Genomic DNA, 16,795 nt, shown 5'->3' with positions numbered 1-16,795 from the left:
TATGTTCCTCTCTGTCTTCGATATGTTCAAAGTGGGCATCGGCCCGTCCTCTTCTCACACCATGGGCCCCATGGTAGCTGCCGCGCGCTTTCTGGACATGATGCGCGCGTCGCCGTTTGAGTTTTCGGGCCTCAGGGGGTCATTGCACGGCTCGCTGGCGTTTACCGGTGTCGGCCACGCGACCGACCGGGCAACCATTCTGGGCCTGGCCGGGTTTGTGCCCGACACGTATGACAATGACAAAGCCGAGGCTGCACTTGCTGCCATTGCCGATACGCATACCGTGTCGCCCGAAGGTCTGCCGACGCTGACGTTCGACCCGAAAACCGATCTGGTCTTTGACTACGACAACAACCTGCCCGGCCATGCCAACGGGATGATCCTGATGGCAACTGACGCGCAGGGCGACGTGATCCTTCGGCAGGTGTTCTATTCCATCGGTGGTGGTTTCGTTCTGACCGAAGAGGAACTGGCCGAAGGCAAAGCCACCGAAGAAGGTGATCCGGTTCCCTATCCGTTCAAATCAGCTGCTGAAATGCTTGAAATGGCGAATTCAAGCGGCAAATCCATCGCACAAATGAAACGCGAAAACGAAATCGCACGGGGATGTGCGGACAGTTTTGCAAAAGGTTCGGCCCGGCTCTGGCAGGTGATGAACGACTGCATTGAACGCGGCCTGAGGACTGAAGGTATTCTGCCCGGAGGCCTGAGCGTACGTCGCCGCGCCAAGGGCATCTTTGACGCTCTGATGGCCGAGCGTGGGATGAACCTGACCGCGCCACACACAATCAATGACTGGATGAGCGTTTACGCCATGGCCGTGAACGAAGAAAACGCAGCCGGTGGGCAGGTTGTCACCGCCCCCACCAATGGCGCTGCAGGCGTCTTGCCTGCCGTGCTGCGTTACTACCTCGACCACGTTCCCGGTGCCTCGGAAAGTCATATCGAAGATTTCCTGCTGACCGCAGCTGCCATTGGCGGGCTGGTCAAGTTCAATGCTTCGATTTCGGGCGCTGAAGCCGGATGTCAGGCCGAAGTGGGCAGCGCCTCGGCGATGGCTGCAGCCGGGCTGTGTGCTGTAATGGGCGGCACACCAGAGCAGGTGGAAAACGCGGCCGAGATTGCACTGGAGCATCATCTGGGCATGACCTGCGATCCGGTTGCGGGGCTGGTTCAGGTACCCTGCATCGAGCGTAACGGGTTGGGCGCCATCAAGGCAGTCTCTGCAGCGTCGCTCGCGCTGCGAGGTGATGGTCAGCATTTTGTGCCTTTGGATTCGGCAATTGAAACCATGCGGCAAACCGGGCTTGATATGCACGAGAGGTACAAAGAAACTTCGCTGGGCGGGTTGGCAGTGAACGTGCCAAACTGCTGATCGCAACAACAGACGGGGGTCGGCATGCGTGGTCATTGCCTGTGCGGCAAAATCAAATACGAAGTCGACTCTCCTGCTCTGTCTTGTGTGACGTGTCATTGCGACAGTTGCCGTCGCCAATGCGCAGCTCCGATGACCACCTATTTCGCGGTTCGCGACGGGCAGTGGCGCTGGATCGGGGAAGAACCTAAGCGCTTCAATTCTTCACCCGGAGTTGAGCGCAGCTTTTGCCCGCATTGCGGCACACCGATCTCGTTCCGTTCGGCCAAGATGTCAGATGTTCTGCATCTTTATGTCGCGACGTTAGAGTCCCCAGAGGCGTTGCAACCAACGCTTCATGTTTCGCACGAAGAAAAGCTGAGCTGGCTGCGCCTTGATGACGGTTTGCCCACCTGTGTCGGGCCAGACTACACTAAGGTTCAGCCTCTACCGAAAGCCTGACGTCGGACCTTTCCACTCTTTCGCGAAACGGCTAGCGTCGCAGGCATGACTCAGGATCGTCCCGTCTTTGGCATTGTTTTGATGCTTGGTTTCTGCGTGCTTGCGCCATTGGGCGATTCAATGGCCAAGTTGTTGGGCGAGACGACCCCGTTGGGATTGCTGGTTACAGTCCGCTTTGCTGTACAAGCCTTGATCCTGATTCCGCTGATTGCCTTAACCGGACGACCATGGCGCATGCGCGGGCGCATCCTGCGCCTGACCGTGATCCGCACATTTTTGCATATCATTGGTATCACAGCGATGTTCAGCGCCCTTCAGTTCCTGCCACTGGCGGATGCTATCGCAATCGCTTTTGTCATGCCGTTCATCATGCTGTTGTTGGGTAAATACGTGCTGGGCGAAGAAGTTGGTGCCCGCCGTCTGATAGCCTGCATCGTCGGATTTATCGGCACACTTTTGGTTATCCAACCCAGCTTTGCCGAGGTCGGTGCTCCGGCACTATTGCCCCTGATCGTTGCAGTTGTCTTTGCCCTGTTCATGTTGGTCACGCGGCAGATCGCGAAAGAGACGGACCCTGTGTCATTGCAGGCGGTGTCGGGCGTTCTTGCCACTTTGGTGTTAACGCCGGTTCTGGTGATTGGAACGCTCCTTGACGTATGGGAGATCTCTGCAACGCTGCCTGCCACCGATATGAACTGGCTTTTGCTGGCGATCGGAGTATTGGGCACGGTCGCCCATCTGCTGATGACCTGGTCGTTGCGCTATGCACCTTCGGCCACGTTGGCCCCCATGCAATATCTGGAAATTCCCGTCGCAACCCTGATCGGCTGGGTGATATTCAGCGACTTGCCGGACGGACTAGCCGCGATTGGCATTTTGATAACAATCGCCGCGGGCCTCTATGTCATTTTGCGCGAGCGGGCCAGCGCCCGGTCTGCCCCAACAGAAACACCTGCATAAGCCGATCCAGCGCGGAACGCGGGATCATAACCAAAAGCCCCGGCCCATCCATCAGCAACTCAACCTCGGCCAGTGCTCGGTTGGATGTGCCCACCTGACCGTTTGGCTCAAACTCCAACCCTTCGATTGGCCATTCCAGCCCGGTGCTGCGTCCTGTGACCCGGCATAATGGAAATAGCGAAACAACATCTCCAGGATCAACGGGCAGGTGAATGCGCGGCGGCGCGTGAAAGACCACCTCATGCTCGCCCAATAGAATGCACGCCTGATCCTGCCGCCTGACCAAAGTATTCAAAACAGCCAGTTGATGATCCAGCCGCCCACCCAGAAACCCCACCCCTAGAACCAATGGGGTCTGCACACTACGCAGGGCTTTGTCGAAGTCAGTGCTGTCCTGTTCGCGGACCGAAAATAGACGCTCGGGTGGTATTTTCGCTTTCGTCACCGCGTCCAGCGAATCGAAATCACCTATGACAGCATCCGGGATATGCCCTGATTCTGTAAGAATTGCCGCACCACCGTCAGCGGCAACAACAGATTTGACGCGCTTCAGCACCAGATTCAGGTCTTCTGCACCGACAAATCCCCCTCCAAACAGTCCAATTGGATCCGTTGAGCGTACAATTGGCTCATTTTTCACAAGATTGGCCATTTTTCCCGGATTTGGACACATTAAGACCACAAAATGATAGGTTCATGCGAAAAGTTCCGAGCCAGTGTGTGCTCCCGATTCCGGGTAAGCTGGCTCTCGTAGTTTGTAAAGGACGTGCGTCTGATGGTACAGAATAACAAGGTATTGACCGTTTCTTATGGAACCTTCTCCTGCACTTTGGAAGGATTTGACGATTCCTTTGAGACGATGAAAGCCATCGCCGAGTATTTTCGTGACCTCGCAGCGGATGACCGCTATTTCGGCTCAGAGCCCCCTCAACCTGATGCTGAAATGCTGACCCGCATTGCCCGGCGCGATGCATCGCAGCGGGTAGAAGCCAGCCAGAGCGAATCCGGACTGCTGCTGCGCGCCACACAAACACCCGAAGCCACGTATCAAGAACCGGTCTCGCACACCGCCGCCACGTCCATGGCGCACACCCCCATTCAGGAACAACAAAATCCGGCCCCGACCGAGTTTGCCGAGGCGAAACCAGTCGGAGACACTCCTCCTCCGGCGGCTGACAGCATCGCGGCCAAGCTGCAGCGTATTCGCGCCGTGGTTTCGCATTCTGACGTCCCTCCCGCAGCTTACTCTGAAGATGAAGACACATCTTTGTTGGCTGGTTCCAAACCTCAGGTGGACGCAGTCGCCGCTGCTTTTGAGGCCGGCGCGCTGAGCGCGGAAGACTTTGAAGAGCCGGCTGCTCCAACAGCCGAAGAACCACAGGCACCTATTGGTGAAGAGTTCGAGTCCGAAGATACAGATGACTTGATCGTCGATGTAACGACAGAGGCACAAGAGACTGAAGAAACAGACGAAGTCGAAGCTGTCGAAGCAGAAGCCCCAACTGTTGAAGCTGACAACCTGCAAGTGTCCATGACCCCCGAGCACGTGCAGGTTGACAGCCTCGAAGACATCCCCGAAATGCAGCAACTTCCCGCCGAACCGCTGTTTGCGGATTTGGAAGATGATGCAGAAGACGAAACCGAAGAAGAGGACGTTCCAAACATCCTGAATGTAGAGGACGTGGTGATCGAGACTTCGGAAGAAGCATCCGAAGACTCACAGGACGATCAAACCCATGGCTTGTTGACGGCTGAAGATGAAGAAAACCTGCTGAGCGAGATTTCCGAGATCGAGTCAGAGTTCTCTGAGCGCTCAAGCCAAAAGCTGGCTGATGACGCCGATCCAGATCAGGATGTGCTGCGTTTGATGGCCAAAACCGGTGAGCATATGGATGATCCGTCCAGCAGCGATGCGCGAGAAGCCTATTCGCACCTGCGTACAGCGGTCGCTGCGACCGAGGCAGAGTTGGATGACGCAGATACTGCATCCTCAAAGGCTGACGAATATCGTGGCGATTTGGAATCTGTGGTCAGCCCCCGCCGCCCCGAAGTGAAGGTGACCAGTGCGCGCCCCGAAGCAGATGCTCCGGCCCCGCTGAAACTGGTAGCTGAGCAGCGCGTTGACGATCAGAGCGAACCGACCGGCCCCGTGATGCCCCGCCGCGTCACCACTGATGTGGAAGAAAGCGGTTCGGAAGAAGGCGGCTTTGCCCAGTTCGCACAGGACCAGGGCGCTCAATCGCTGCCTGACCTTCTGGAAGCGGCAGCAGCTTATCTGTCCTTTATTGAAGGTCAGGAACAGTTCTCGCGCCCACAACTGATGAACAAAGTCCGCTCTTTGAAGCAGGATGAGTTCAATCGTGAAGAAAGCCTGCGTTCATTTGGTCAATTGCTGCGCGACGGCAAAATCGAGAAAGCCGGTGGTGGCCGTTTTGCCGCCTCTAATCTGATCGGCTTTCGCCCGGATGATGAACGCGCAGTGGGCTAACTGACGTGAAGATAGACAAGCAGGGCCGGGTAAATCCCGGCCCTTTTTTTTGCAAACTAAACAGAGCATGGTGCGCAGCTATTCAGGAAGCGCGTCAAAACAGCTTATGCTGCGACGCAGAATTATGGTACAGTTTCACGGTAAAACTCTCGTCATGATATCCGTTTCAGACTGAGGCAGTGCTATGCAAGACATCATAATTCGCCGACTTCGAAGACATGACCACGCCTTAATTTCAAGCCATTTCAACAGCCTGGATGAGGAGGTATTGTTTTCACGCTTTGGCACACCCGTTCAGCCACAGGGGGTGCAAGATTACCTATCCAATATGTTTGCTGATGCAGCATTTGTTTTCGGAGCTTTCCCGGATTCTTGTTTGCGCGGAGTAGGAGAATTGCGTCTGATACCTGACCACAAATACCATGTCGCCGAAGCAGCCTTTACGGTTGAAAAAGCTTGGCAAGATCAGGGGATTGGAGACGCTTTGCTGTCTCGCCTCATTACGATCGCTCAAAACCGAGGGATCAGAGAGGTTCATATGTTATGCCTTGCGACCAATCAGAAAATGAGACGCCTTGCCGCAAAGCACAACGCAGAGCTAACTCTTGTACCAGGCCAGGTCGAGGCGACCCTGACCACCCCGTGGCCCACCCCTTTCAGCATGGCCAAAGAAATCACAAGCGAGTACCGCGCGTTTGCACGTGCGGTACTCAGCTGGCCAAACCAGACACAGGTTTCTCAAGAGATTCAGGACTGATCCGGATCCTCTTTGCCAACGCCGCGAAAAACGAACTTGAACGGCAAAGCCCAAAGAATGCCAAGTACGACATAGACCAGAAGCTCAACCCAGATCGGAGGGCGATCCAACCAGTTCACAACTGTCACCACCGCAACGATATAAAGCGGCAGGCCAATAACGAGGATCACCAGCGACCACCGCCGACGCGCCTTGTAGCTCAGTCCCGGTTTCTTTTCCTCGGCCATCAGTCAGCAAACGGGTCTGTCACCAAAATGGTGTCGTCCCGCTCCGGGCTGGTGGACAAAAGCGCCACTGGGCATTCGATCAGCTCTTCTACACGGCGCACGTATTTGATCGCGTTGGCCGGCAGATCGGCCCAGCTGCGCGCGCCTTCCGTCGATTCGCTCCACCCCGGCATTTCTTCATAGATGGGGGTGCAACGTGCCTGTTGATCGGCCGCGGTGGGCAGATAGTCCAGCCGTTCACCGTCCAGCTCATATCCGGTGCAGATTTTCAGCGTTTCAAACCCGTCCAGAACGTCCAGCTTTGTCAAAGAAATACCGTTCACGCCACTGGTCGCGCAGGTCTGGCGCACCAGGCAGGCATCGAACCAACCGCAGCGACGCTTACGGCCGGTTGTCGTGCCAAACTCGTGCCCACGCTCACCCAAGCGCTGCCCATCTGCGTCTTCCAGCTCAGTCGGGAATGGGCCTTCACCCACACGAGTGGTGTAAGCTTTGACAATGCCCAGTACAAAATCGATCGATCCCGGCCCAATACCAACACCCGTTGCAGCCTGACCAGCGATTACGTTCGAGGACGTCACAAAGGGATAGGTGCCAAAGTCGATGTCCAGCAGCGCGCCTTGCGCACCTTCGAACAGGATACGCTTACCCGCTTTGCGCTTTTCGTTCAGCACTTTCCACACGGGCGCCGCAAACGGCAAAATCTCGTGCGCGATCTCTTTCAACTGAGCAATCAGCGCGTCGCGATCAACTGGCTCGATCCCCAAACCTTTGCGCAGCGGGTCGTGGTGCTGCAGCGCGCGGTCCACTCGGGCTTCCAACGTGGCTTCGTCCGCCAGATCAGCAACGCGCACGGAACGGCGTCCAACCTTGTCTTCATAAGCGGGCCCGATCCCACGGCCTGTGGTCCCGATCTTAGTCCCCTTGCTGGCGGCTTCTTCCCGCGCGCGGTCCAACTCGCCGTGGATCGGCAGGATCAATGGCGTGTTCTCAGCGATCATCAGGGTTTCAGGTGTTATTTCCACGCCCTGCGCCTGGATGGTCGCGATTTCCTTAACCAGATGCCATGGGTCCAGCACGACACCATTGCCGATCACGCTCAGCTTGCCGCCCCGTACGACGCCCGAAGGCAGCGCGTGCAACTTATAAACTTCACCATCGATCACCAGCGTATGACCGGCGTTATGCCCGCCCTGAAAACGCGCGATCACGTCCGCCCGTTCGCTGAGCCAGTCGACAATCTTGCCTTTTCCTTCGTCGCCCCATTGAGCGCCGACAACAACCACGTTGGCCATATCCGGTCCTTTTCGTGCTGAGTAATCAAACTCGGCTCATATAGCCGGGCATAAACCGCAGGGAAACCGATATTTCGCCGCAGATTGAAATCGCGCTAATGCGCGATGCCTCCGGCGGAGGTATTTGGGGCCAGATGAAGACGGATCCCCTGCTTCAACTGGCTAGAAATACCTCTGGGGAGTCGCCCGAAACGGGCGGCGGGGGCAGAGCCCCCTGACAGTGGTCAACGCAGATGCACCGGGTGGCCGTGGGGGGTCGTCAGATACGCCTCTTCCCATGCCCGATGCAGGTCTTTCACATCCTGCGGTAGAGCAGCCCCCTGCTCGGCGAGCATAGCCTCAAGTGTTTCTAACCAAGCGTGAAAATAATCGTCGCCGCCATCCAGCTCCCGTGCAAGGCCATGACGCTTGAGTGTATTCGAGAACCGAGTCGCCCAGTCAGACCAATCGAACCGTCCAGCCTCATTCAGCGCAACGGTGACAGCAAAGACCTGAGCGTGCCAGGGTTCGGCAAAGACGGGTTCCGGGGCCGTATGGGTGAAGCATTTGCTCATGCCGGAACCAGGTAGCTTTGCCACAAATCCAGCACCACTTCGTCTTTGGGATGTTCTGGGTTGATCCACAGTTCAGACGCTGGGAAGGCCACTGCGTATAGCGGCTCGGGCGCTTCGCCCAAACCATGGGCATTTGCGTCGGGTAAAACGTGCGTCCCATGCAAACGCAGGATTCGCCCTTTGGCGCCTGATGCGTAGATCGGCAAACGCGTATGACCCCCATCCACAAGCCGGTTTGCGGCAGGTCGACTCGTCATAACCTCTTGCCCAACAGAGAACAGCGCCACGACGTTTGAGGGTCTGTCAGCAGGCCCACCTTTGGCCAATGCGTCAGAGACAGCTTCCGCTTTCAGCATTCTCTCGGTCAGCGGGTGTGGCCCAACCCCTCCACCACCATTTAGGTCTTCCAAAGTAAGAACACCTTTTTCAACCAGCAGGTCGGCCAGACCAGATATCCATTTTTCGTAGTATGAAAACCGCGCGTAGTCTTTTGGAGAAAGCCGTTCGCGTGCATGTCGTGACACGTCTATGTTCCACTGCCCCAGAAACCCTGCGGCAAGTGTCACCGCCAGCGCGCGCGCGTGCCATTCTTCAGCAAAGACTGGCGCACCCTCTGCCTCGGGGTTTATCCGCCCATCTCCGAAACGGCCTCCCATGTCATGAACGCGGGTCATGAGGGCACCTTGGGAAAGCCGGTACCGATCATGCTGTCGCGCGTCACCAGCGCGGCAAGGTCGTCTTCGCTCATCCCGTCTGTGCCTTCAGGTCGCGTGGGTAGAACGAGGTAGCGAATCTCGGCAGTTGAATCCCAGACCCGCACAGACGTGCCCTTGGGCAGAGTGACGCCGAATTCGGCCAGCACTTTGCGTGGTTCTCTCACAGCGCGGGCACGGTAGGCGTCAGACTTGTACCAGCCGGGTGGAATACCCAGCAATGGCCACGGGTAGCAACTGCACAAGGTGCAGACGACCATGTTGTGTTGGTCCGGTGTGTTCTCAACCACAACCATGTGCTCGCCTTGTCGACCGTAAAAGCCAAGATCCGCCACGACAGGTGTGGCATCTTCCAGTAAAGCCGCCCTAAACGCCGGATCGTTCCATGCTTTGGCAACAACCCGCGCACCGTTCTGCGGACCGATCTTGTTTTGATAGGTGTCGATAATTTCATCCAGTGCCGCCGGATCTATCAGCCCTTTGCGGGTCAGAATCGTTTCAAGCGCCTTGACGCGCAAAGCGGGTTCCGGTGGCAACAGTGTGTGCGGGTGGTCGTGATCGTCATGTGGCATAAGGCGCAGCCTGCGTCACGCATTGGTGTTCTGTCCAGTCCCGTTGCCGTGATATGATGTATCATATGTGGTGATGTGAACTCCTGACTTGCCCCCGCGGACAAACTTGCATAAGTACCACGCGATACACGCCACGCTGTACAGGACCACCATGGAAAACGTCGTTCTCATCATCCACCTTCTGTTGGCCTTGGGCCTGATTGCCGTTGTTCTGATGCAGCGGTCCGAAGGCGGTGGCCTTGGTATGGGCGGCGGCGGTGGCGGTGCCATGACGGGTCGCGCTGCGGCAACTGCTTTGGGCAAGCTGACCTGGATTCTGGCGGCCTGCTTTATCGTGACCTCGATTACACTGACCATCCTCGCGGCTCAGAAGTCGTCGGGCAGCTCGGTGATCGACCGTCTGGGCGTTCCGGCTCCGGCTTCTACCGAAGAAAGCACTCCGGCGATCCCGTCGGCAGATGATCTTCTGCCACCGGCACAGGGCGACAACGCGCCACTGATCCCGCAAGCGGACTGATCCACAAAACCTAGGAACCTGAAAGAGGACTGCAACAGCATCTTGCGGTTCTCTTGCGCTTTTGGCGCGAATCCTTTATACGTGAAGTCCCGTGATGCAGCGGTTTTTCGGAACCGTCGGGCAGCTGATTTTGACGTCTCACGGGAGCAGCCGAAAAACTATGGCGCGTTTTATTTTCATCACCGGTGGTGTGGTTTCGTCCTTGGGCAAAGGACTGGCTTCGGCGGCTTTGGGATCGCTGCTGCAGGCGCGGGGGTATTCCGTTCGCCTGCGCAAGCTGGACCCCTATCTGAACGTCGATCCCGGCACGATGTCGCCTTTTGAACACGGCGAGGTTTTTGTCACCGACGATGGGGCCGAAACCGATCTGGACCTTGGCCACTATGAACGTTTCACCGGCGTAGCAGCGCGGAAAACCGACTCGGTCAGTTCGGGACGGATTTATTCGAATGTGCTCGAGAAAGAGCGCCGTGGCGATTACCTGGGAAAAACCATTCAGGTGATCCCGCACGTCACCAATGAGATCAAGGATTTCATCGCCATCGGCGAGGATGAAGTTGATTTCATGCTCTGTGAGATCGGCGGCACCGTCGGCGACATCGAAGGCCTGCCCTTTTTTGAAGCCATCCGTCAGTTCAGCCAGGACAAGCCGCGCGGCCAGTGTATCTTTATGCACCTCACATTGCTGCCCTACATCAAAGCGTCGGGTGAGTTGAAAACCAAGCCGACCCAGCACTCGGTGAAAGAGCTGCGCTCGATCGGTCTGGCACCCGATATTCTGGTCTGCCGGTCCGAAGGCCCGATCCCGACCAAGGAACGCGAGAAACTGGCGCTGTTCTGTAACGTGCGCCCCGACAGCGTGATTGCAGCGCAGGACCTGAGCACCATCTATGATGCACCGCTGGCCTATCACCGGGAAGGTCTGGATCAGGCGGTGCTGGACGCGTTCCAGATCAGCCCTGCCCCGAAACCGGATTTGGCCAAGTGGGAAGACGTCAGTGACCGCATCCACAATGCCGAAGGCGAGGTCAAAGTTGCCATCGTCGGCAAATACACTCAGCTTGAGGATGCGTATAAGTCGATCGCCGAGGCGCTGACCCATGGCGGTATGGCCAACCGGGTAAAAGTGAAAATCGAGTGGGTCGATGCCGAGGTGTTCGACACAGAAGACGCGGCCCCGCATCTGGAAGGCTTCCACGCGATTCTTGTGCCTGGCGGATTTGGCGAGCGTGGCACCGAAGGCAAGATCAAGGCTGCTCAATATGCGCGCGAACACAAGGTCCCCTACCTGGGCATCTGTTTGGGCATGCAGATGGCAGTGATCGAAGCGGCACGGAATGCTGCTGGCATCACCGAGGCGGGCTCGGAGGAATTCGACCACGAGGCTGGGAAAAAACGTTTCGAGCCAGTTGTTTATCACCTGAAAGAGTGGGTACAGGGCAACCACAAAGTTGAACGCAAAGTCGGCGACGACAAGGGCGGCACCATGCGCTTGGGCGCGTACAACGCGGTACTGGCCGAAGGATCCAAAGTTGCCGGCGTCTATGGCAGCACACAGATCGAGGAACGCCACCGTCACCGCTATGAGGTAGACATCAAGTATCGCGAACAGCTTGAGAAGGCCGGATTGAACTTTTCAGGCATGTCGCCGGACGGTCGGTTGCCCGAAATCGTCGAATGGTCGGATCATCCGTGGTTCATCGGCGTTCAGTACCACCCGGAACTGAAATCCAAGCCTTTCGACCCGCACCCGCTGTTCCGCGATTTTGTGCGCGCTGCAAAAGACACCTCGCGTCTGGTGTAATCCGCCGCTGTGTCGGTCTGTCACCCCCACGTTGTTTTGTGGGGGCTGACCTCTTAACTGTATGAGGATGCGAAGTTTCTGCTTCGCGCCTTGGATACAGTTCAGAGATTCAGGAGATTTCCGATGAGCAACGCAACAACGATCACCAACCTTCAACAAGCACTACATATGGAGCTGACGGCGGCGCATCAGTATCAGCTGCACGCCCATGTGCTTGAAGATTGGGGCCTTGATATTCTGGCCGAAAAGATGCGGGGCGAAATGCAGGAAGAGTTGGGCCACTCTGACGCGTTTATTGAACGCATCCTGTTTCTGGGTGGCGTGCCCGAGCTTTCGTTTCAGAAAAGCCCGGCGGCAGCAGGTTCTTTGGAAGAGATGTTCTCTGCCGATCTGAAAGACGAAACCGAAGCTGTCGATTTCTATACCCAAGCCGCGCTGCAGGCAGCCGAAGTCGGCGATGTCGGTTCGCGCACGCTGTTCGAACGCATTCTGTTGGAAGAGGAAGGTCACAAGGACTGGCTGGACACTCAACTGAGCTTGCTGAAGCGTCTGGGCGAAGCCAATTTCAGTGCGAAATTCGTATCTGGGGCAGCGGACGAGGCATAGGCTGCTTACATTCGGCTTGCCGCAAATCACCCGCTTCGCTCAGTCAGACAGGAATTGAGCGATGCAGGGCCCGTCACCTCAAAGTGACGTATCAAAGCAAAAAAACCTACTCGGTCGGACATCGTAACGTTAACTGTTGGTCACGCTACAACAGGAGAGTTCCGATGGCCGACCAGATCCAGAACGCGAAAACCTTCACCAGCCTTCACAAAAAGGGCGATCCGGTCATCCTTTTCAACATCTGGGACGCAGGCAGCGCTGGTGCGGTTCGGGATGCCGGTGCGCAGGCGATTGCGACTGGCAGCGCCCCGGTTGCCATGGCTCAGGGGTTCAGCGACGGACAAAACGTTCCGCTTGAGGCTGCCTTGGACAACGCTCGCCGCATTGTGGCAGCAGTCGATCTGCCGGTGACACTGGATTTTGAAGGCGCTTATGCCGAAGACGCGCAGGGTATTTCAGAAAACGTGAAACGCGCTTTGGAATGTGGCGTGGTCGGGTTCAACTTCGAAGATCAGATCATTGGCGGCGCGGGGCTTTATGATGCAGCGGTTCAGGCCAAGCGCGTCGAAGCTATGCGCAGGGCTTGCGACAGCGCGGGCATCCCAGCTTACGTCAATGCGCGCACCGATATCTTTCTCAAAGCTCCTGCGGAGACCCATAGCGAGGCGATGCTGGACGATGCCATCGCACGGGCCGCGTCTTATGAATCAGCCGGCGCCAGCGGCTTTTTTGCACCGGGCCTGAAAGAGGAAGCTTTAATTGGCGTTTTGTGCGAAGCAACTAACTTACCCGTCAACATTATCGCCCTGCCCGGCACGCCTGCTACGTCCAAACTGGCTGAACTGGGCGTGGCTCGAGTCAGTTATGGGCCTGTTCCCTATCGCCAGATGATCAAATGGCTTACCGAGCAGGCTCAGGCGGCATTGAACTACCAGGGCTAAGCGCCGCTGGTGAAAGGGCATTGTCTTCGGCGGGAAATTCTCTCACCTTATGGTTGAGCGCGTCAAACGATGAGTGCAAGTTCATAACGACCTGCTGTCAATCGGCAATCTTGTGATCAATCGGGTCTATGGCAGGTAGTCTTCGCTTGGCGGACCACAAAATATGGAATAACCTGACCTTATGTTGAAAAAGTTCTTTCAGGCGCTCAGACCGCCTCAACATAAGCACCTGCCCGATCCGGATGCCGAGCTGGCGTTGGGTGCGCTCATGGTGCGTGTGGCGCAGGCGGACCGGGATTATAAACTGGAAGAGATCAGTTTGATCGACAAAATTCTGGCCCGGCTTTACCAGCATAACGCGATTGAAGCCGCTAAAGTGCGCGCGACGTGTGAAAAGCTTCACGCGGCTGCGCCCGAAACGGATACCTTTGGCAAGTTGATCCGCGAAACGACGGACTTGAAAGAGCGTCTGGCCGCCCTGGATGCACTTTGGGAAGTTGTCCTGGCTGATGGCAGTACGGATGAAGGCGAGATGAAAATCGTCGAAGAAGCCCGCGTCGCCATGGGGTTGAGCTTCAACGACAGTAAGGCCGCACGTGAACGCGTTCAAAGCCGCTTGGATGTGAGTTAGGCGCTCGCTATATCTAACCCATGTTCAGTGACTTTCTTTCCAGGCTCACGCAGCCTCAGCCCGACCCGCTTGTCGAAGACGACGCCCGCCTTGCCCTGACGGCCCTGCTGGTGCGTCTGGCCCGTTCCGACAATGACTATTCCGATACCGAGATGGCGCGGATCGACCGCATTTCGGCGGAACGCTATGGCTTGTCCCCGTTCGAAAGCGCTGCTTTGCGCGCGCGGGCCGAGGATTTGGAGGCCGAAGCCCCGGACACGGTCCGCTTTACCCGTGCCATCAAGGAAGCTGTCGCCTATGAGGACCGGCTGGCCGTGGTGCAGGCCCTTTGGTCCGTAGCGCTTGCTGACGGTCATCGCACTGGCGAAGAAGACTCTCTGCTGCGTCTCGTGGTCAGCCTGTTGGGTGTAAGCGACGTGGATTCGGCCTTGGCGCGCCAAAGGGCTGCAAAATCGTGATTGCAATGCTTGGCATGTACGACATGCCTGCGCTTCAAGCTGCCAATGACCGGCTCTGGGATCTGATACGCAATCATCTGGGTTATGGCCCGGATCGCCTGACCCGAGATCAGGACATGTGGGAGGTCTGGCAGGACCCGAACCTGATATTGGCTCAGACCTGCGGGATGCCGTACCGAACCCGACTACATGGTCACGTGCAATTGGTTGGAACCCCAAACTATGGCCTGCCCGGTTGTCCGGCTGGCCATTACAACTCGGTTTTTGTCAAACGCCGGGATGACGCCCGAGATCTGCCTGATCTGGCGAACGGTACCTTTGCCTATAACGAGGCCCTGTCTCAGTCCGGTTGGGCGGCCCCAATCACGCATTTGGCGCAGGCTAATCTTCGACCTGCGGCTGCATTGGAAACAGGTGGGCATGCGCACTCGGCGCAAGCTGTGGCTGAAGGCAAAGCAGACTTTGCCGCGTTGGATGCGCTGACATGGCGCTTGCTGCAGGATCACACCGACCTGAATGACCACGTGCAAGAAGTGACGAGGACCGCGCCGACCCCAACGCTGCCCTACATAACAGCACAAGGGCAAAACGCTGCGCAAATCGCACATGCCGTACGCGCTGCCATTGAGGGCCTTGAGGACACGGATCGACAACAGCTGTACCTGAGGGGCCTGGTGGACATTCCGGTGTCAGATTACATGTCGGTTCCCAACCCACCGACCCCAAACGCCTTACTTTCGAACAGCTGACCAAATTGTCGAATGCATTTGGTCAATTTGGGCGTTTGAGGTCTTGATTCTGTCATTTGCGCATTGCATTGACCTATTTTTTCGGTCCTAGTACCGCACCAACACCACCAACCACTGGACTGCCCGTGACAGAAACCGCTCCCGTCATCGAAATCAAAAACCTTCACAAAAGCTTCGGCAATCTCGAGGTGTTGAAAGGGGTGGATATCACGGCCCATCGGGGCGACGTGGTCTCGCTGATCGGTTCATCAGGTTCCGGAAAATCGACGCTGCTGCGTTGCTGCAACCTTTTGGAAGACAGTCAGCAGGGTGAAATTCTTTTCAAGGGTGAACCTGTCAAATGGTCTGGTGAAGGCCATGCGCGCCGTCCGGCGGACCCCAAGCAAGTCATGCGCATTCGCACCAATCTGTCGATGGTGTTTCAGCAATTCAATCTTTGGGCGCATATGACCATCCTGCAAAACGTGATGGAGGCCCCCGTGACCGTTTTGGGCCGTGACAGGGCCGAAGTGGAAGACAGCGCACGAAAGTACCTGGAAAAAGTTGGCATCGGTGACAAATGCGATGTCTACCCGGCCCAATTGTCCGGCGGTCAGCAACAACGTGCCGCCATTGCGCGTGGGCTTTGTATGGAACCCGAAGCGCTGCTGTTTGACGAGCCAACCTCGGCACTGGACCCTGAGCTTGAACAAGAGGTCATCAAGGTGATTAAGGATCTGGCCGCCGAAGGGCGCACCATGATCATCGTGACCCACGACATGAAAATGGCTGCCGACATCTCAAGCCACGTGGTGTTTCTGCACCAGGGCCTGATCGAGGAAGAAGGCACGCCCGAAGATATCTTTACGTCACCCGAATCCGAACGGCTTCGGGGCTTTCTCTCCGCCACTCAGGCGGCTTAACTTCAAATACAGAACCAAACTGGGGAGTAACCAATGAAAAACCTGATTCTGTCCACCGCAGCACTGGCGCTGACTGCCGGTATCGCCATGGCCGACACCGTCCGCATGGGCACCGAGGGCGCCTACCCTCCGTATAACTTCATCAACGACGCTGGCGAGATCGACGGTTTCGAGCGTGAGGTCGGCGACGAGCTGTGCAAGCGCGCGAACCTGGAGTGCGAGTGGGTCAAGAACGACTGGGATTCGATCATTCCGAACCTGGTGTCGGGCAACTACGACACCATCATCGCGGGCATGTCGATCACCGACGAGCGTGACGAGGTCATCGATTTTACCCAGAACTACTTCCCGCCTGCAGCTTCGGCCTATGTCGGTGCGGCGGAAGGCGTTGATGTTGCCAGCGGTATCGTTGCCGCGCAAACCGCAACCATTCAGGCCGGTCACGTTGCCGAATCCGGCGCGACTTTGGTTGAATTCGCAACCCCGGAAGAAACCATCGCAGCCGTGCGTAACGGTGAAGCCGACGCGGTCTTTGCCGACAAGGACTTCCTGGTGCCGATCGTCGAAGAATCGGGCGGTGAGCTGGTTTTCGTAGGCGATGACGTGCCCCTGGGCGGCGGTATTGGCCTGGGCATCCGTGAATCGGATGGCGAACTGCGTGGCAAGTTCGACGAAGCAATCACTTCGATGAAAGCAGACGGTTCGCTGAACGAACTGATCGTCAAGTGGTTCGGCGAAGGCGTTCCGACCTACAACACTGACGGTTCGGTCGTTACCAACTAATTTATATCAAGCGGTTCGGCGC

At 56.9% G+C, this 16,795-nt stretch carries 20 protein-coding genes; 14 read left to right on the top strand and 6 right to left on the bottom strand.

Annotated elements, in window-relative coordinates; all coding sequences use genetic code 11:
* The first annotated feature begins 1 nt into the window (after nt 1).
* The 3 genes from ACR0EV_RS02770 to ACR0EV_RS02760 are packed head-to-tail and all read left to right on the top strand — an operon-like array spanning nt 2 to nt 2,776.
* Nucleotides 2–1,375, top strand: a complete 1,374-nt coding sequence (locus tag ACR0EV_RS02770) for an L-serine ammonia-lyase (protein WP_480798689.1) — start codon at nt 2–4, stop codon at nt 1,373–1,375.
* Between the two features lie 24 nt (nt 1,376–1,399).
* Nucleotides 1,400–1,816, top strand: a complete 417-nt coding sequence (locus tag ACR0EV_RS02765) for a GFA family protein (protein WP_480798688.1) — start codon at nt 1,400–1,402, stop codon at nt 1,814–1,816.
* A 45-nt stretch (nt 1,817–1,861) separates the two neighbouring features.
* Nucleotides 1,862–2,776 (top strand): DMT family transporter, encoded by a 915-nt coding sequence (locus ACR0EV_RS02760; RefSeq protein WP_480798687.1) that lies wholly within the window; start codon nt 1,862–1,864, stop codon nt 2,774–2,776.
* On the opposite strand, the gene ACR0EV_RS02755 is transcribed toward ACR0EV_RS02760, so the two are convergent.
* The gene (locus ACR0EV_RS02755) at nt 2,721–3,416 is read right to left on the bottom strand and encodes a thiamine diphosphokinase (RefSeq protein WP_480798686.1); all 696 of its coding nucleotides are present in this window, start codon (nt 3,414–3,416) and stop codon (nt 2,721–2,723) included. The two genes, ACR0EV_RS02760 and ACR0EV_RS02755, sit on opposite strands and share 56 nt — an antisense overlap.
* Nucleotides 3,417–3,551: 135 nt before the next feature.
* On the opposite strand from ACR0EV_RS02755, the gene ACR0EV_RS02750 reads away from it, so the two are divergent.
* Nucleotides 3,552–5,264 (top strand): hypothetical protein, encoded by a 1,713-nt coding sequence (locus ACR0EV_RS02750; protein WP_480798685.1) that lies wholly within the window; start codon nt 3,552–3,554, stop codon nt 5,262–5,264.
* A gap of 184 nt (nt 5,265–5,448) precedes the next feature.
* Nucleotides 5,449–6,021 (top strand): N-acetyltransferase family protein, encoded by a 573-nt coding sequence (locus tag ACR0EV_RS02745; protein WP_480798684.1) that lies wholly within the window; start codon nt 5,449–5,451, stop codon nt 6,019–6,021.
* Here the strand turns inward: ACR0EV_RS02745 and ACR0EV_RS02740 are convergent.
* The 5 genes from ACR0EV_RS02740 to nthA all read right to left on the bottom strand — a co-directional run bounded on the left by ACR0EV_RS02740 (nt 6,012) and on the right by nthA (nt 9,382).
* A complete protein-coding gene (locus ACR0EV_RS02740; protein ID WP_480798683.1) occupies nt 6,012–6,248 on the bottom strand; it encodes a DUF2842 domain-containing protein in 237 nt (78 codons plus the stop codon). The genes ACR0EV_RS02745 and ACR0EV_RS02740 overlap by 10 nt on opposite strands.
* Entirely contained in the window at nt 6,248–7,543 is a 1,296-nt protein-coding gene (locus ACR0EV_RS02735; RefSeq protein ID WP_480798682.1) for an adenylosuccinate synthase, read from the bottom strand. Before ACR0EV_RS02735 ends, ACR0EV_RS02740 begins: the two co-directional genes overlap by 1 nt.
* A 224-nt stretch (nt 7,544–7,767) precedes the next feature.
* Nucleotides 7,768–8,097: a nitrile hydratase accessory protein gene (locus ACR0EV_RS02730; RefSeq protein WP_480798681.1), complete on the bottom strand. Its 330-nt coding sequence runs from the start codon at nt 8,095–8,097 to the stop codon at nt 7,768–7,770.
* Nucleotides 8,094–8,771 (bottom strand): nitrile hydratase subunit beta, encoded by a 678-nt coding sequence (nthB, locus tag ACR0EV_RS02725; protein ID WP_480798680.1) that lies wholly within the window; start codon nt 8,769–8,771, stop codon nt 8,094–8,096. The genes ACR0EV_RS02730 and nthB overlap by 4 nt, the downstream gene beginning before the upstream one ends.
* The gene (gene nthA / locus ACR0EV_RS02720; RefSeq protein ID WP_480798679.1) at nt 8,768–9,382 is read right to left on the bottom strand and encodes a nitrile hydratase subunit alpha; all 615 of its coding nucleotides are present in this window, start codon (nt 9,380–9,382) and stop codon (nt 8,768–8,770) included. Before nthA ends, nthB begins: the two co-directional genes overlap by 4 nt.
* A 151-nt stretch (nt 9,383–9,533) precedes the next feature.
* Between nthA and secG the strand changes: the two genes are divergently transcribed.
* The 9 genes from secG (at nt 9,534) to ACR0EV_RS02675 (ending at nt 16,773) form a co-directional block, all read left to right on the top strand.
* The gene (gene secG / locus ACR0EV_RS02715; RefSeq protein ID WP_171174800.1) at nt 9,534–9,899 is read left to right on the top strand and encodes a preprotein translocase subunit SecG; all 366 of its coding nucleotides are present in this window, start codon (nt 9,534–9,536) and stop codon (nt 9,897–9,899) included.
* Nucleotides 9,900–10,059: 160 nt separating this feature from the next.
* Entirely contained in the window at nt 10,060–11,703 is a 1,644-nt protein-coding gene (locus tag ACR0EV_RS02710; protein ID WP_171089286.1) for a CTP synthase, read from the top strand.
* A 123-nt stretch (nt 11,704–11,826) separates the two neighbouring features.
* Complete coding sequence (locus tag ACR0EV_RS02705; protein WP_171089284.1) at nt 11,827–12,309, top strand: bacterioferritin; 483 nt, start codon at nt 11,827–11,829, stop codon at nt 12,307–12,309.
* A 164-nt stretch (nt 12,310–12,473) separates the two neighbouring features.
* Nucleotides 12,474–13,250 carry an isocitrate lyase/PEP mutase family protein gene (locus tag ACR0EV_RS02700; RefSeq protein WP_480798678.1) on the top strand — a complete coding sequence of 259 codons (777 nt, stop codon included), beginning with the start codon at nt 12,474–12,476 and terminating at the stop codon, nt 13,248–13,250.
* 181 nt (nt 13,251–13,431) lie between these two features.
* Nucleotides 13,432–13,881 (top strand): tellurite resistance TerB family protein, encoded by a 450-nt coding sequence (locus ACR0EV_RS02695; protein ID WP_171089280.1) that lies wholly within the window; start codon nt 13,432–13,434, stop codon nt 13,879–13,881.
* A 20-nt stretch (nt 13,882–13,901) separates the two neighbouring features.
* Entirely contained in the window at nt 13,902–14,339 is a 438-nt protein-coding gene (locus tag ACR0EV_RS02690; protein ID WP_480798677.1) for a tellurite resistance TerB family protein, read from the top strand.
* Nucleotides 14,336–15,088 carry a phosphate/phosphite/phosphonate ABC transporter substrate-binding protein gene (locus tag ACR0EV_RS02685; RefSeq protein ID WP_480798676.1) on the top strand — a complete coding sequence of 251 codons (753 nt, stop codon included), beginning with the start codon at nt 14,336–14,338 and terminating at the stop codon, nt 15,086–15,088. Before ACR0EV_RS02690 ends, ACR0EV_RS02685 begins: the two co-directional genes overlap by 4 nt.
* A 125-nt stretch (nt 15,089–15,213) precedes the next feature.
* Nucleotides 15,214–15,990, top strand: a complete 777-nt coding sequence (locus ACR0EV_RS02680; RefSeq protein WP_171174816.1) for an ATP-binding cassette domain-containing protein — start codon at nt 15,214–15,216, stop codon at nt 15,988–15,990.
* 33 nt (nt 15,991–16,023) lie between these two features.
* Nucleotides 16,024–16,773 (top strand): transporter substrate-binding domain-containing protein, encoded by a 750-nt coding sequence (locus ACR0EV_RS02675; protein WP_480798675.1) that lies wholly within the window; start codon nt 16,024–16,026, stop codon nt 16,771–16,773.
* Nucleotides 16,774–16,795 lie beyond the last annotated feature (22 nt).

The sequence above is a fragment of the Ruegeria sp. CF8 genome (assembly GCF_056537285.1).
This window is presented reverse-complemented; position numbering and strand designations above follow the sequence as displayed.